Here is a 14,273-nt window from a genome sequence, read left to right as displayed (position 1 = left end):
CATTCAGAGAATTCGCGCGTCCCAATTTCCGCCCCGTTCACCATTCAGCCACGGTTGGTGTGCAACAACGGCCCCTCGATTTTGGGGGATTGCCGATGAAGCGGGTGGCTCTGGCCAGTCTGGGAATGTTGTTGCTGGCGGGCTGCGGAACCACCGTGGAACAGGCGCCTGATCAGCCGACCATGTATCTCAGCATGGCCAATGGCGGTGCCAAGCTCGACCCGCAGGCGGCCGCGTCCATGATCTCGCTGTATCGCCAGAACAACGGGCTCGGGCCCGTTGTGGTCGATCCCGCATTGATGGCGCTGGCGGAAGATCAATCCACCGCCATGGCGAAGAAGAACAAGCTCGACCACGACGTGAAGGCGCCGCTGGCCCGGCGCCTCAACTCCGGCGGTTATCCCGCCACTGTCGCGGTCGAGAACGTCTCGGCGGGTTATCACACCCTCGCCGAAGCCTTTTCGGGCTGGCGCGATTCGCCGCCGCACCGGGCCAATATGCTGAAGTCCGGTGTCTCCAAGCTCGGCATTGCCGCGATCTACGCACCGAACACCAAATACAAGGTGTTCTGGACCATGATCCTGGCCGAGACGGAAAAGCCGCGCTGAGCTGAAGGTTTTGTGATGTTGCCTTGCAGCATCCGCGATTGACGCCGCAAGTGAGGAGCGCTTTGGTGCGGTTCCTCATCGCGACCCCGGTTTCATCCATGGATATGTCCGCACCAACCCCGGATCACGCCGCGTCCAAACCGGCACAGGCCAAGCGCGTGCTGGTGCTGCAGGGCGGCGGTGCCCTCGGGTCCTATCAGGCCGGCGCCTATGAGGCGCTGTGCCATCATGATTTCGAACCCGCCTGGATCGCCGGCATCTCCATCGGCGCCATCAATGCCGCGATCATTGCCGGCAACGAGCGCGAGAAGCGGATCGGCAAGCTGAAGGAATTCTGGGAGATGGCGTCGGCGCCGGTGCCATGGAGCCCGGTAATCTCCGACGACCATGCGCGCTCCTATTTCAACGAAGGCAGCGCCGCCATGATCGCGGCCTTCGGTGTGCCCGGCTTTTTCACTCCGCGAATTCCGCCGGCGCCGTTCTGGCCGCCTGGCAGCCCGCAGTCGCAGAGCTTCTACGACACCGCGCCGCTCAAGGCGACGCTAGAGCGGCTGGTCGATTTCGATCGTATCAATGACTGCAAGACGCGCCTCAGCGTCGGCGCCGTCAGTGTCACCACCGGCAACTTCACCTATTTCGACAACGAGATCTTCCGCAAGCTCGGCAAGAAGATCGGTCCCGAGCATATCATGGCCTCCGGCGCGCTGCCGCCTGGCTTTCCCTCCATCGAGATCGAAGGCGAACATTTCTGGGATGGCGGCATCGCTTCCAACACACCGCTCGATTTCGTACTCGATGATGTCTCCAGCGATCTCCTGATCTTCCAGGTCGACCTGTTCAGCGCACGCGGGCCGTTGCCGCAGTCCATGCTGGAGGCGCAGGAGCGCGAGAAGGACATCCGCTATTCCAGCCGCACGCGGATGAACACCGACAAGAACAAGCGCATCCATAATATCCGCAAGGCGCTACGCGATCTCATCGGCAAGCTGCCCGAGGACCTTAAAAACGACCCCGGCGTGGCGCTGCTGTCGGAAGCGGCGAAGGAAAACACGGTCACGGTGGTGCACCTGATCTACCGCAGCAAGACGCATGAATCGTCATCGAAAGATTATAATTTCTCGCGGCTCGGCATGGTGGAGCATTGGGGCGCCGGGGAGCGCGACGTGTTCCGCTCCATGCGCAACAAGGAATGGTTCGAGCGCCCGCAAGCCGATCAGTCGATGGTCACCTACGACCTCACCGCCGACGACAAGCCATAATACAATTCATCCAGCAGGAGACTTCGCATGACCAATCTTACGGGCAAGACGGCCGTCGTTACCGGTTCGACCAGCGGCATCGGTCTCGCTTATGCGCGCGCCTTCGCCAGCGCAGGTGCCAATGTCGTCATCAACGGCATGGGCGCGCCTGCGGATATCGAGAAGGAGCGTGCGGCGATCGAGAGCGACTACAAGGTCGAGGCGATCCATTCGCCGGCCGACATGACCAAGCCCGCCGAGATTGCCGAGATGATTGCGCTCGGTGAAAACACGTTTGGGTCGGTGGATATTCTGGTCAACAATGCCGGCATCCAGTTCGTCTCGCCGATCGAGGAGTTTCCGATCGAGAAGTGGGACGCGATTATTGCGATCAATCTGTCCTCAGCGTTTCACGGCATCCGCGCCGTCGTGCCGGGCATGAAAAAGCGTGGCTGGGGCCGCATCATCAACACCGCCTCGGCCCATTCGCTGGTCGCCTCGCCATTCAAGTCCGCCTATGTCTCCGCCAAGCACGGCATCGCCGGCCTGACCAAGACCGTGGCGCTCGAAGTCGCCACCCACAAGATCACCTGCAACTGCATTTCGCCCGGCTATGTCTGGACGCCGCTGGTGGAGAAGCAGATCCCCGACACGATGAAGGCGCGCAATCTCACCAAGGAGCAGGTCATCAACGACGTGCTGCTGCAGGCGCAACCGACCAAGGAATTCGTCACCTCCGAGCAGGTGGCAGCATTGGCGCTGTTCCTGTGCGGCGACGAGGCCGCGCAGATCACCGGCACGAACCTGTCGATCGATGGCGGCTGGACGGCAGCGTAAGCAGCGACGTCACGCTGTTCTCTCCCCGTGAAGAACGGGGAGAGAACAGGAATGGTGGCTACGGGTTAAGGCTTTAAAGGCTGGCGCGATGTGTGCCGGATATGCACAATTTCGACGGCATCCTTGCGGATACGATAAAAAATCCGGAATGGGTAATTCACGACCGGCACGCTGCGAATCTTCGAACGCCGCGGTAGAATGGGGGCTGACCGGGGTGCTTGGCAAAATTGATCAACGACTTCCGCCAAGCGTTGGCCGATCGCTTCTGCGATCGCTGGACTTGCTTGCACGGCATAGTAATCACTGATGCGATGAAGATCAGCGAGCGCACGCCGTGAGTATATCGGCTTCATCGCCGAAATCTGGCAAATGCTTCTTCTATTTCCGCCTCGGTTGCGAACTCCCCCCGATCAAGCGAGGCTACTGCTTCATCGATGATGCGCAATTCCTCGTCTGTCGCGTCGTAGGTGTTCTCGCTCAGCTCTTGCTCGATTTCTTTCGCAGCAGCCATCAATTCGGCCTGGGCCGTTTCAGGCCAGGTCTCCGCGCGCTCGAGCAACATTTTGAGATCCGATGCTGTCATAGCCGCAAGCTACCATGAAACTGTAGGGCTTGCGAGCGGCTTTAGTTCCGCTTCCCAAACGCCAGCACATGCAGTCCGAGCCGCTGGCGAACGATCCAGAACAGCAGCACCGTCTCGAATGTGAGCGCGATCGACGTTGCGGCCGCAGCGCCGTGGCCGCCGAAATGCGGGATCAGCAGCAGGCACAAAATGAGGTTCAGTACGAAAGCGGACGCATAGGCCAGGGCGCATGCATTCTGGTGGCCGAGCATGTTGAGCAGGCGCTCCATCGGTCCGATCGCGGCGCGCACCACGAGGCCGATGGCGGCGATGAACATGATGTCGTAGCCGCTGGTGAATTGCGGTCCGAACAGCCACAGCAGCGGTTTGCCGAGGGCGAGCAGCACCAGCGTGGCGGCAAGCGAGGGCCAGAACGTCCATTTGATGGAATGCATCACATAGGCGGCAAGACGCTCCTTGTCGCCCGAGGTGTGATATTCGGTGAAACGATGCGCGGTTGTCGCTGACATCGCGTAGTGGATGAACGATACCAGCGCGAGGGTCTTCACCACGGCGAAATACACGCCGACTTCCTCGGATGACACGAACTGCTGCAGCACCAGCACGTCGGTATAGGACAGCAGCAAATAGAAGCTCTCGACCAGCAGGATCGGCAGCGAGACCTTGAGCCAGCCGCGATAGTCATGTGCTTTCGGCCCGGCTTCGATATGCGAGCCCAGCCGCCGGTTCAGCACGATCATCTGTCCGATCATCGCGATCCACACCGCGGCCGCACTGGCGCCCATGGCGACGACGGCGCCGAGCTGCAGGCCGAGCGCGAAAGCGCCCGCGGTGAAGCCGATGATCAGCGTCTGCCGCACAATGAATTGCGGCATCAGGCCGAGCCGCATCCAGTCATGCGAACGCGCAATGCCGTCCTGGGTATTGGCGACGACAAAGGCCGGCAGGGTCAGGCAGCCGATATAGAGCGGCACGATGGTGTCGGCATCGATCCACGGCGACAGCAGTTTGACGAGGCCGGCGAGCAGCAGCGCGATCGCGCCGGAGGCGAGGCCGGTCATCCAGCGGCTGCCGGACAGGAAGCCGCGCAGCCGGGCGTGGTCGCCGCTGGCGCGATATTCCGGAATGATCTTCTGAGCCGAGGCGGCGATGCCGAAATCCAGCATGGAGCCGAGCAGCAGCACCCAGGTCCAGACATAGACATAGATGCCGTAATCGCCCGAGCCCATCCAGCGCGCGAGCAGGATCTGCGAGAAATAAGCCATCGCAGCCGAGACAACACGGATCAGGAAAATGGTGCCGGCCAGCCGACGCGTCAGCGACGCTTCGCCGGAGCCGGAGAACAAAGCGCGGAGCCGGGCCTTGAGGCCAGCCGGCGCGCTTGCGGGTGCGGAGTCTGCGTCCATCGCGGCCACGAAAGGTCCTCAGCCGCGTCGCGCGGCAAAGGTCTGCGGTAGCAAGGAGACGTTAATTTCGGGTTGGGTCGGCCTCAGGCAGGTTACGGCAGCGTGACCGTGTATTCGTAGGCCTTGTCCTGACCGACCAGGGTCAGCTTCAGGGCGGCGCCATCGGCGGTGGCTCCGGAGGGCAGGCCGTCGAGCTCGAAGCCGAACCGTTTCAAGCCCGCCGGGCTGGCCTTTTCCAGCTTGGGAATCGGCAGCGCCCACTCGGCTGTCGGTCCCTCGACGAACAGGTTGGGATGGCTGCCGTCGGGCGCGACAACATCCACGAATACGTTTTTACCGTCCCGCTTGACGTCGCGGACGGTCAGCGTTCCGTTGTCGCCAAGTGTCGCAGGTTTCGGGACCGTATCGAGCGCTGCCGTCAGCGCGGCATCTTCGGTGCTGGCGACGCTGGTGAAGGCCAGTTCGGCATTGGCTTCGACCGGCACGCACAGCTTCTCGCACACGGCATAGGAAATGGCCGCCCGCACCACGACCGGCTTGCCGGCATCCTTGGCCACCACGCGCATCGGCAGCAGCACCTGCTTCTCGTAGCCCAGCGACTGCCCGCCGGCGCCGTCATCGAATTTCATCGGTGCGGGCCAGAGAATCGTGATGCTGTCGAGATTGTCGGATTTCGAGAAGTCGAAACGCGGCGGCACGCCGGAGTCGCCGGGGTTGCGCCAATATGTATGCCAGCCCGGTTGCATGTGAATGGCGATTCCACCAAGCATGACGGGGCCGGACCGCGAGCCTGCCACAAGCCTGATCTGCGAATGAGTGTCCCTCTGCCACGGTGAAGCGTCCTCGGCGCGCGCCGCCGATGTCAGCAGCGCCCCGGCGATGCAGGCAGCGACAATGTGATGCGGAACCGAAGTGATCATCAGACGTCCTTAAAGGGTATGCCTGTCATAACCCCAAACCTAACTTAAGCTATTGAACTGCTTGTGATGCCGTTCTGATCCGCGTTGCGGAAGGTTGATTGACAGAACCAGGCCCCGATATCAGGATAACCATAACATGAGAGCGTCCTGTTGATGGAACCCACGCGCAAGCGAGTCCGCAAGAGCCCTGCCAAGACGTCCGTCATGGATGCGGCGGGAAGCTATCTCGACGGTCAGCTCCTGGTGGCGATGCCGGTGATGGATGACGAGCGGTTCGCGCGCTCGGTGATTTATGTGTGTGCGCATTCGTCAGAAGGCGCCATGGGCATCATCGTCAATCGGCGGGCCGGCAGCATCGATTTTCCCGAACTCCTGGCTCAGCTCGACATCATCGACGATGCCGACAACATCAAGCTCCCGGAAAGCGCCGAAAGCATGAAAGTGCTGAAGGGCGGCCCGGTGGAGACCGGCCGCGGCTTCGTGCTGCATTCCAGCGATTTCTTCATCGATGACGCGACCCTGCCCATCGACGACGGCATTTGCCTCACGGCGACCGTGGATATCCTGCGTGCCATCGCCAATGGCGGCGGGCCGAAGCACGCCATCCTCGCGCTCGGCTATGCCGGCTGGGCGCCCGGCCAGCTCGAGGATGAGATCCAGGGCAATGGCTGGCTGCATTGCCCGGCCGATGACGAGCTGATTTTCGGCTCGGATATCGATGAGAAATACATGCGCGCACTGCAGAAGATCGGCGTCGCGCCGGGCACGCTGTCGGCGGAAGCCGGCCACGCGTAGCGCTTGCTGTCGTCGCCCGGCCGTGCGCGCAATTGCGCGCTAGGACCGGGCGATCCAGTAGACACTGACGACAGTGATAAAATCTCGATGTCGGCGTTTAGTGGATCCCTGCTTTCGCAGGGATGACAGTCTGAGATCGCCGAGAACTCAGCTCGCCGTTTCCAATCGTTCTTCCGTCAGCAGGCGCATCGCGGCATCGGCATCCATCGGCTCGCCGAAGGCAAAACCCTGGGCGTATTCGCAGCCGAGCTGATACATCTCCACCGCATCGGAATCCGTCTCGACGCCTTCGGCCACGACATCCATGCCGAGATCATGCGCCATCGCGATGATCGACTTGAGGATCACCGGCCGGGTGCCGCGCGACGTGGTGCGAACGAAGGACTGGTCAATCTTCAGCGTGTCGAACGGGAAGCGCTGCAGATAGGACAGCGATGAATGGCCGGTGCCGAAGTCGTCCAGCGACAGGCCGGTGCCGAGCTCGCGAATCCGCTGCAGCATCTGCGCCGCGTGTTCCGGATTCTCCATCACCAGCGATTCCGTGAGCTCCAGCTTCAGCGTGCCGCGTGCGACCGAGGAGCGCGACAGCACCGTGCGGATGTCATGCAGCAGGTCGTGCCGCAGCAGCTGCCGTGATGAGACGTTGACGCTGGCGAAGATCGGGTCGCGTGCGCGCATCGCGCGTTGCCAGATCGCGAGCTGGCGTGCGGTCTGGTCGAGCACGAACATGCCGAGGTCGATGATCAGGCCGATCTCTTCGGCGATGGCGATGAATTCCGATGGCGACATGCGGCCGAGCTTGGGGTGATCCCAGCGCGCCAGCGCTTCGAAGCCGGCGATCGAGCGGTCTTCGAGGCGGACGATCGGCTGATACAGGATGGTGATTTCCTGCCGCTCGATGGCGCGGCGTAGTTCGGATTCCAGCGTCAGGCGATCCGTCTTGCGGGCGCGCATGGCTGGCTTGTAGACGTCGATGCGGTCGCCGCCGATGCGCTTCGAATGATACATCGCGAGCTCGGCATCCTTGATCAGCTCGTCGGTGAGCGGCGATGCCGGATCGGACAGCGCCAGGCCGATGGACGCCGTCAGGAAGATTTCGCGGTCGTTGAAAGCGATCGGTGCGCGGATCGTCTTGCGGATCGTTTCGGCGAATGCCGTGATCTTCGCGGAGTCCTGTTCGGACATCAGGATCAGGCCGAACTGGTCGCCTGCGATGCGGGCCAGCGTATCTTGCGGCTTGAGGATACGGGTGAGGCGGCGCGCCAGCGTCAGCAGGATCGAGTCGCCGACCGCAATGCCGACACTGTCATTGACCTGTTTGAAGCGATCGAGATCGATCACCATGATCGTCGGCCGCAAACTCGGCACCGTCTTCGCGAAATTCGCCAACGCACCCAGGCGGTCGATGAACAGTTTGCGGTTCGGCAGGCCGGTGAGATTGTCGTGCACGCTGTCATGCAGCATGCGCTCTTCGGCATTCTTGCTTTCGGTGACGTCGGTCAGCGTGCCGACCACGCGGGTCACTTCGCCATCGGAGCCGACCACCGGCCGCGCCTTCAGTGCGAACCACATGAAGTGGCCATCGGGCGTGCGCAGGCGGAAGTCCTGGACGAGACGGCCGCGGCGCTGGTCGAGCACGCTGTCCAGCGCGGCGCGGAAGCGGTCCTGATCGAGCGGGTGGAGAATTTCGAGCCAGTCGGAAGCCGGGCCTTCCAGGGTGCCACGCTTGAGGCCGAGCAGCGCTTCGGTTTCGGCGCTGGTGAAGACCTTGTCGGCAGAGACGTCCCAATCCCAGATCAGATCGCCGGAGCCGGTGAGCGCCAGGGCGCGGCGCTCGACATCGGAGACGATGCCATTGCTGGCGCCGCCGCCGGCGAAGGCATGCTGCATCACCGTGAAGCCGATCAGCATCACGATCAGCACGAGGCCGCCGAGCAAGGCAGGGCCGACGATGTCATTGGTGACGAAGCCGCCCACGGCCATGCCCGACGCGACCACCCACACCACCAGCAGGAACCAGGTCGGGATCAGCAGAACCGCGCGATCGAAGCCGTGCGTGGAGAGATAAACGATCAGTCCGAAACCCGCGAAGGCGATCAGCACCAGCGAGATGCGTGCGATGCCGGAGGCAACGGCAGGATCGAACAATGCAAGGCCGACCAGCGAGCCGAGGAACACCAGCCAGGCGAACGTGATGTGCGAGTAGCGCACGTGCCATCTGTTAAGATTGAGATAGGCGAACAGGAACACCAGCAGCGTCGCTGCCAATATCGCTTCACCCGATGCGCGCCAGACGCGCTCGGCGCCCGAGGACATGTCGAGCACCTTGCCCCAGAAGCCGAAATCGACGCCGATATAGACCAGCACCGCCCAGGCCAGCGCCGCGGCGGCAGGAAACATGATGCTGCCCTTCACCACGAACAGGATCGTAAGCACCAGCGCCAGCAGGCCCGAAATGCCGATGACGATGCCCTGATACAGCGTGAAGGAGTTGACCTTGTCCTTGTAGGATTCCGGCTCCCACAGATAGAGCTGCGGCAGCTTGTCGGTGCGCAATTCGGCGACGAACGTCACCACGGCGCCGGGATCGAGCGTGACGCGGAAAATATCGGCGGTGGCGCTGTCCTGCCGTTCCGGACGGTCGCCGGTGGAAGGCGTGATCGTCGCGATGCGCGACAGGCCGAGATCGGGCCAGAACAGGCCCGACGACACCATGCGATAATGCGGCGCGACGATCAGGCGATCGAGCTGGTCGTCGGTGTTGTTGGCGAGCGCGAACACCACCCAGTTCTGGCTGCCCTCGCGGCCGCGCACCTCGATGCGACGAACGATGCCGTCGGTGCCGGGCGCTGTGGAGACCTGAATGCGGTCGGTTTCGCTGTGCTGGAAATCGAGGATGCCGGTCAGGTCAATGGCGGGCGCATCGCCGCGAACACTGACGGCGTCCACCGCGCGCGCCGGACCTGCGGCAACCATCATCATGAGGCTGAGCGCGAAAGGCGCAAGCCACCTGACCAAACGCAAAGTCATGTTCCGCAATCACCGTTCCGTGGACCGCGCCGATGCCCCGCGCGTGTCATTCATCGAAGCCTCGATAAATGACACGAAAGCGAAACAAATCCAAGGCTTTGGCGTGGTTCTCCCGCGCTAAACCTCCAACACAATTTTGCCAATATGTGCGCTGGTTTCCATCCGCTTGTGGGCGTCCGCGGCCTTGGCGAGCGGGAAAGTGCTGTCCATCAAAGGCTTGACCTTGCCGGAGTTGAGCAAGGGCAGGACCTTGGCCTCGATCGCCGACACCATGGCCGCCTTGGCCTCATTGGTGCGCGGGCGGAGGGTCGAGCCGGTATAATGCAGCCGCTTCACCATGATCTTGGATGCCGTGATGGTGGCTTTCGGGCCGTTCAGCACCGCGATCTGGACGATGCGGCCATCCACGGCGGCAGCGTCGAGGTTCTTTTCGACGTAATCGCCGCCGACCATATCGAGGATCAGCTCGACACCGGCCTTGTTCGTGATCTCCTTGACGCGGGCGACGAAATCCTCGTCCTTGTAGTTGATGGCGTGGTCCGCCCCGAGCTTGAGGCAGGCGTCCGCCTTGTCCTGGGATCCGACGGTGACGATCACATTGGCGCCAAACGCCTTGGCGAGCTGGATGGCCATAGTGCCGATGCCGGACGAGCCGCCATGGATCAGCAGCGTCTCGCCGGCCACAAGGCCGCCGCGCTCGAACACATTGTGCCACACGGTCATCAACGTCTCGGCCGTGGCGCCGGCCTCGAGCATCGAGAAGCCTTCGGGAACCGGCATCGCCTGGGCATCCTGCGCGATGCAATATTGCGCATAACCGCCGCCGGCGACCAGCGACATCACTTTGTCGCCGAGCTTGTGCTTCTTGGCGCCGTCACCGAGCGCGACGACCTCACCGGCAATTTCTAGGCCCGGCAGATCGCTGGCGCCGGGCGGTGGCGGATAGCTGCCGGAACGCTGCGCCACATCCGGACGGTTGACGCCGGCCGCCGCGACTTTCACCAGAATCTCGCCGGGGCCGGGCTTCGGAAGATTGCGCGTTTCGGGGATCAGCACCTCGGGGCCGCCCGGCTTGCTGATGGCGACGACGGTCATTTGCGCGGGCAGCTTTTCCATGATTTGTCCTTCGAGCGACGTGGGGTGCACACCTGATTAGTAAGCCTGCAGTGCGCTGGCAACCACCCGTGGAATTGGTCTGTAGCCTGGATGGAGCGCAGCGTAATCCAGGGATAACCAGATCGTTGAAATGCTGATCCCCGGGTTGCGCTGCGCTCCATCCGGGCTACGACTTTGGAGATCACAATGGCGATCCATGACGACGCGCCGAAGAAGCAGGTCAGTCACGAGATGGGGCAGGACCTCTCGCAATTGTCTGTGGAAGAAATCGCCGCGCGAATCGATTTGCTGAACACCGAAATCCAGCGTTTGCAGTCGAGCATGAACTTGAAACGCGCCACGCGCGACGCGGCGGACCGCTTCTTCAAGTCGTGATGGATTTGTGACGGCGCGCGCAATCTAACTCTTCCCTCATCCTGAGGAGCCGCGCAGCGGCGTCTCGAAGGATGGCCGCAAACTCGGAGCTAGATCATTTCATGGTTCGAGACGGCGCTATCGCGGCTCCTCACCATGAGGGCGGCGTGTTTTCACGCCAACTATCAATCACAGATCCGCGAGCGTCCCGTTTCGGTACATATTGCCACGCTGCTATGGCTAACGAATCCCCACAGATTTACGTGCAATTAAGCTTTCTCGCTTATTACTCAAATTGTCCTTGTTTGGACACCGAGTGGCTCCTGTCCACTCTGTTTGACGCCTCCCTGTTATCAACTTTAAAGCCGCCGGAAACGGCGGCTCTTTTTTTGGCGCGTCACGCGGCCCTGTTTTAGCGTGACGCGGTCTTGGCAATTTAAACCATAAACTTTTCTTTAATTTTTTGGCCGCTGGACTCTCGCTGACGCACGCGCAATGATTTGTTCATCATAAGACGGCCGCAAAGAGTCGGCCGCGAAATCAATTGCGTGAGGCGTTAACCATGACGGACCGTGCCCAGAGCGAGCCCGCCCTTGTTCAGTTCAGCGAGCGGCTGACCAACTCCGCTGCCTTCGGTACATTGTTCCGCGAAGGCATGGATCTGGTCGAGGAAACCGCCGCCTATCTCGATGGCGTCGGTCGCACTGAAGCCAAGGCGCTCGATCGTTCGGTCAGCCTGACCTATGCGACCGAGAGCATGCGCCTGACCACCCGCCTGATGCAGCTGGCCTCGTGGCTGCTGCTGCATCGCGCGGTGAAGGAAGGCGAGATGACCCTGTCGCAGGCCAACCGCGAAAAGACCAAGGTGAAGCTCAGCGCCGCCGATCCGAGCCCGGAAGAGATGCTGCTCAAACTGCCGGAGCAGCTGCAGGTCCTGATCGCGCGCTCGATGACCTTGCAGAGCAAGGTGCGCCGTCTCGACACCAACATTCACGCTGCCGCCGCCGAGCCGGCGCCGATCGGCAATCCGCTGATGCCGCAGCTCAACCGTCTGCGTGCTGCGTTCGAACGCTGAGCATCGCGCATCGTCGCAAAATTTCCGCCCCTGCCTGCCGCTCATGCGCTAGACATGAACCGGCAGAGCAGGGGCTTTTTTATGGCTGACGATATCAGGGCATTGACGGGCGTGCGTGGCGTCGCGGCTGCGGTGATCGTCGTCTATCACTTCGGCGACGTGCAGCTCGCGACCGGCGGCACCGGCTCGTTTTTCCGCATCCCCTACGGCTATCTGCTGGTCGATATGTTCTTCATGCTGTCCGGCTATGTGATGGCGCTGAACTATCGCGAGACGTTCCAGCATCTCACCGGCAAGGTGTTCGCGAATTTCATGTTGAAGCGCGTGGCGCGCCTCTACCCCGCTTATTTCATCATCGGACTGTTCTACGTGGCCAAGATCGCGGCCGATCTGTCCGGCGAAAAGCTCGGCATGTATTCGGCATGGGACTGGTTCGGCAACCTGTTCATGCTGTCGGGGTGGGGGCTCTATATCTTCCCGATCATCGGCGTCGCATGGGCCGCGAGCGCGGAGATGGGCTCCTATCTGCTGCTACCGTTCCTGATGCCGTGGACGCAGAACAAAAAGACGTGGATCGCCGTGCTGGCTGTGGTTGCAGCACTCATCGGCATCTATGCGGTGAGCATCACCGGGCGTGGCTCGGGTGGGCCGCTCGATGTGGTCAACGGCAATTCGCTGTATCCGATGTTGCGCGCCGTCTGTGGCTTCGCGCTCGGCCTCGTTATTTTCCGTTTCGGCGATCTCGTCGATCATCTCTCGGCCACGGTGCAGGACGTTCTCGTCATCGCGATTCCGCTCGCGATCATCGCGGTCGGCGTCGCGGATGCCAGCGATCGCCTGATGTACCTGCTCTACATCCCGCTGGTCGCCGTGCTGTCGCGCGACGGACGAATGGCGCAGCTCCTGTTCGGCAACCGGCTGGTCTACCGGCTCGGGATCATTTCGTATTCGATCTACCTGATCCACCCGCTCTTCGTGAGCTTCGCCATCCGGACATGGCGCCTGACCGGCCAGCAGCAGTGGATCTATATCGCCGCGTCGCTGGTCTGCTTCGCCATCATCTGGGCGCTGGCGGAAGTCAGCTACCGGCTGGTGGAAATGCCCGGCCGCAAGGCGCTGGTGGGCCTGTTTTCGTCGAAACCGGTACGCGCCACAGGTTCGCCCGCGCACTAACTGCGAATTTCGGCGTTTGGTGACGTATTGTCGCACCGCTGCAACCCCGCGGCTGTTGTATCGTACCTCTCATCGCGCGCCGGGGGCGGCGTCGATCATTGGGGTCTCATGTCTCGTTTTCGCGTGATTTGCGGTGTCGTCGGTGCGCTGACGGTGCCAGTGGCGGCGCATGCGCAGCCGGTCGCCACATTGCCGGCACCGCCGGCGATTCCGTTCGTTCCGTCGCCGGTGGGCGGCTGGACCGTCACCGTCGGCATCGGCGGCGAGGCGGCGCCGTCCTATCCGGGCGCGGACAGTCAGCGCTTCAGCCCGGTCCCGATCATCTCGGTCCGCCGCGCCGGCACGCCGCGCCAGTTCAAGGGCATGCGCGACAACATCAGTTTCGCGGTGTTTGACAATGGTGCGGGTTTCCGCGCCGGCCCGGCCGGCAAATACAGGCGGGCGCGCAAGGCCAGCGATTACAGCGAGCTCACCGGCTTGAAGGATGTCGATTACGCCATCGAGATCGGTGGCTTCGCCGAATATTACGCCATCGACTGGCTGCGCCTGCGCGCGGAGGTCCGCCGCGGCTTCAATGGCCATGAGGGAATCGTGGCCGATTTCGCTGCGGACGCGATCGTGCCGCTGAGCGAGCGCCTGACCTTCGCCTTCGGCCCGCGCTACACCGTGACCGACAGCAAATTCGCCGCCACCTATTTCGGCGTCACGCCGGTGGAGGCGCTGGCGTCGGGACTTGCGGCTTACAATGCCGGCGGCGGCTCTTCGGCGGTCGGGGCCGGCGCGCAGTTGCGCTATCAGCTCGATCCGCAATGGGAAGTCCGCGGCTGGGTCGAATATGACCGCTTGCTCGGCAGTGCCGCCGACAGCCCGATCGTGACCATGCGCGGCAATCCTAACCAGCTGACGGCCGGTGTCGGCGTCGCCTATTCGTTCGACATTGCGATCCGCTGATCTCAAGCCGAAAAAAATGCAAGGCAGACTGTCGGGTGGGCAAAGCGTAGCGTGCCCACCTTCACTGGCTGAGCACTTGAAGGCGGGCACGTCGCTTCGCTCCTTTGCCCACCCTACGAAAGCCCCCAACGAAAAACGCCCCCGCGCGAGCAGGGGCGTTTTGAAATGGTCAGTCGGTTGGGCCTGA

14 protein-coding genes are annotated in these 14,273 nt (G+C 62.3%); 8 read left to right on the top strand and 6 right to left on the bottom strand.

Features of this window, described 5'->3' with window-relative positions; all coding sequences use genetic code 11:
- The first annotated feature begins 95 nt into the window (after positions 1-95).
- The 3 genes from RPMA_RS23385 (at position 96) to RPMA_RS23375 (ending at position 2,683) form a co-directional block, all read left to right on the top strand.
- A complete protein-coding gene (locus RPMA_RS23385) occupies positions 96-608 on the top strand; it encodes a CAP domain-containing protein (RefSeq protein ID WP_211910050.1) in 513 nt (170 codons plus the stop codon).
- Positions 609-706: 98 nt separating this feature from the next.
- Complete coding sequence (locus tag RPMA_RS23380) at positions 707-1,867, top strand: DUF3734 domain-containing protein (RefSeq protein WP_408056563.1); 1,161 nt, start codon at positions 707-709, stop codon at positions 1,865-1,867.
- A 27-nt stretch (positions 1,868-1,894) separates the two neighbouring features.
- Positions 1,895-2,683, top strand: coding sequence for a 3-hydroxybutyrate dehydrogenase (locus RPMA_RS23375; RefSeq protein WP_211910049.1), 789 nt, complete (start codon positions 1,895-1,897; stop codon positions 2,681-2,683).
- Between the two features lie 65 nt (positions 2,684-2,748).
- On the opposite strand, the gene RPMA_RS23370 is transcribed toward RPMA_RS23375, so the two are convergent.
- The 4 genes from RPMA_RS23370 to RPMA_RS23355 form a co-directional block, all read right to left on the bottom strand.
- Complete coding sequence (locus RPMA_RS23370) at positions 2,749-3,036, bottom strand: type II toxin-antitoxin system RelE/ParE family toxin (RefSeq protein ID WP_211910048.1); 288 nt, start codon at positions 3,034-3,036, stop codon at positions 2,749-2,751.
- Positions 3,033-3,245, bottom strand: a complete 213-nt coding sequence (locus RPMA_RS23365) for a hypothetical protein (protein WP_249225368.1) — start codon at positions 3,243-3,245, stop codon at positions 3,033-3,035. The genes RPMA_RS23370 and RPMA_RS23365 overlap by 4 nt, the downstream gene beginning before the upstream one ends.
- 62 nt (positions 3,246-3,307) lie before the next feature.
- Positions 3,308-4,672 (bottom strand): lipopolysaccharide biosynthesis protein, encoded by a 1,365-nt coding sequence (locus RPMA_RS23360; RefSeq protein WP_408056562.1) that lies wholly within the window; start codon positions 4,670-4,672, stop codon positions 3,308-3,310.
- 92 nt (positions 4,673-4,764) lie between these two features.
- The gene (locus tag RPMA_RS23355; RefSeq protein ID WP_211910045.1) at positions 4,765-5,592 is read right to left on the bottom strand and encodes a protein-disulfide reductase DsbD domain-containing protein; all 828 of its coding nucleotides are present in this window, start codon (positions 5,590-5,592) and stop codon (positions 4,765-4,767) included.
- A 153-nt stretch (positions 5,593-5,745) separates the two neighbouring features.
- Between RPMA_RS23355 and RPMA_RS23350 the strand changes: the two genes are divergently transcribed.
- Positions 5,746-6,387, top strand: coding sequence for a YqgE/AlgH family protein (locus tag RPMA_RS23350; protein ID WP_211913793.1), 642 nt, complete (start codon positions 5,746-5,748; stop codon positions 6,385-6,387).
- 147 nt (positions 6,388-6,534) lie between these two features.
- Here RPMA_RS23350 and RPMA_RS23345 read toward each other — a convergent pair whose 3' ends face one another.
- Positions 6,535-9,411: an EAL domain-containing protein gene (locus RPMA_RS23345; protein ID WP_211913792.1), complete on the bottom strand. Its 2,877-nt coding sequence runs from the start codon at positions 9,409-9,411 to the stop codon at positions 6,535-6,537.
- A 123-nt stretch (positions 9,412-9,534) separates the two neighbouring features.
- Complete coding sequence (locus RPMA_RS23340; RefSeq protein ID WP_211910044.1) at positions 9,535-10,533, bottom strand: NAD(P)H-quinone oxidoreductase; 999 nt, start codon at positions 10,531-10,533, stop codon at positions 9,535-9,537.
- A gap of 186 nt (positions 10,534-10,719) precedes the next feature.
- Here RPMA_RS23340 and RPMA_RS23335 point away from each other — a divergent pair, with 186 nt between their 5' ends.
- The 4 genes from RPMA_RS23335 (at position 10,720) to RPMA_RS23320 (ending at position 14,086) form a co-directional block, all read left to right on the top strand.
- Positions 10,720-10,908, top strand: a complete 189-nt coding sequence (locus RPMA_RS23335) for a DUF1192 domain-containing protein (RefSeq protein ID WP_211910043.1) — start codon at positions 10,720-10,722, stop codon at positions 10,906-10,908.
- A 541-nt stretch (positions 10,909-11,449) separates the two neighbouring features.
- Entirely contained in the window at positions 11,450-11,962 is a 513-nt protein-coding gene (gene rcdA / locus RPMA_RS23330) for a protease adaptor protein RcdA (RefSeq protein ID WP_211910042.1), read from the top strand.
- An 81-nt stretch (positions 11,963-12,043) separates the two neighbouring features.
- Positions 12,044-13,135, top strand: a complete 1,092-nt coding sequence (locus tag RPMA_RS23325) for an acyltransferase family protein (RefSeq protein WP_211910041.1) — start codon at positions 12,044-12,046, stop codon at positions 13,133-13,135.
- A 108-nt stretch (positions 13,136-13,243) separates the two neighbouring features.
- Positions 13,244-14,086: a MipA/OmpV family protein gene (locus RPMA_RS23320; RefSeq protein WP_211910040.1), complete on the top strand. Its 843-nt coding sequence runs from the start codon at positions 13,244-13,246 to the stop codon at positions 14,084-14,086.
- Positions 14,087-14,273 lie beyond the last annotated feature (187 nt).

The organism is Tardiphaga alba, from assembly GCF_018279705.1.
Classification (GTDB): domain Bacteria; phylum Pseudomonadota; class Alphaproteobacteria; order Rhizobiales; family Xanthobacteraceae; genus Tardiphaga; species Tardiphaga alba.
This window is presented reverse-complemented; position numbering and strand designations above follow the sequence as displayed.

What these genes read in the sequence shown, in the direction of transcription:
- RPMA_RS23350 (WP_211913793.1), top strand. Translation starts at nt 5,746, where the DNA reads ATGGAACCCACGCGCAAGCGAGTCCGCAAGAGCCCTGCCAAGACGTCC.
- RPMA_RS23320 (WP_211910040.1), top strand. Translation starts at nt 13,244, where the DNA reads ATGTCTCGTTTTCGCGTGATTTGCGGTGTCGTCGGTGCGCTGACGGTG.
- RPMA_RS23375 (WP_211910049.1), top strand. Translation starts at nt 1,895, where the DNA reads ATGACCAATCTTACGGGCAAGACGGCCGTCGTTACCGGTTCGACCAGC.
- rcdA (WP_211910042.1), top strand. Translation starts at nt 11,450, where the DNA reads ATGACGGACCGTGCCCAGAGCGAGCCCGCCCTTGTTCAGTTCAGCGAG.
- RPMA_RS23380 (WP_408056563.1), top strand. Translation starts at nt 707, where the DNA reads ATGGATATGTCCGCACCAACCCCGGATCACGCCGCGTCCAAACCGGCA.
- RPMA_RS23385 (WP_211910050.1), top strand. Translation starts at nt 96, where the DNA reads ATGAAGCGGGTGGCTCTGGCCAGTCTGGGAATGTTGTTGCTGGCGGGC.
- RPMA_RS23360 (WP_408056562.1), bottom strand. Translation starts at nt 4,672, where the DNA reads ATGGACGCAGACTCCGCACCCGCAAGCGCGCCGGCTGGCCTCAAGGCC.
- RPMA_RS23335 (WP_211910043.1), top strand. Translation starts at nt 10,720, where the DNA reads ATGGCGATCCATGACGACGCGCCGAAGAAGCAGGTCAGTCACGAGATG.
- RPMA_RS23365 (WP_249225368.1), bottom strand. Translation starts at nt 3,245, where the DNA reads ATGTTGCTCGAGCGCGCGGAGACCTGGCCTGAAACGGCCCAGGCCGAA.
- RPMA_RS23340 (WP_211910044.1), bottom strand. Translation starts at nt 10,533, where the DNA reads ATGGAAAAGCTGCCCGCGCAAATGACCGTCGTCGCCATCAGCAAGCCG.
- RPMA_RS23355 (WP_211910045.1), bottom strand. Translation starts at nt 5,592, where the DNA reads ATGATCACTTCGGTTCCGCATCACATTGTCGCTGCCTGCATCGCCGGG.
- RPMA_RS23325 (WP_211910041.1), top strand. Translation starts at nt 12,044, where the DNA reads ATGGCTGACGATATCAGGGCATTGACGGGCGTGCGTGGCGTCGCGGCT.
- RPMA_RS23370 (WP_211910048.1), bottom strand. Translation starts at nt 3,036, where the DNA reads ATGAAGCCGATATACTCACGGCGTGCGCTCGCTGATCTTCATCGCATC.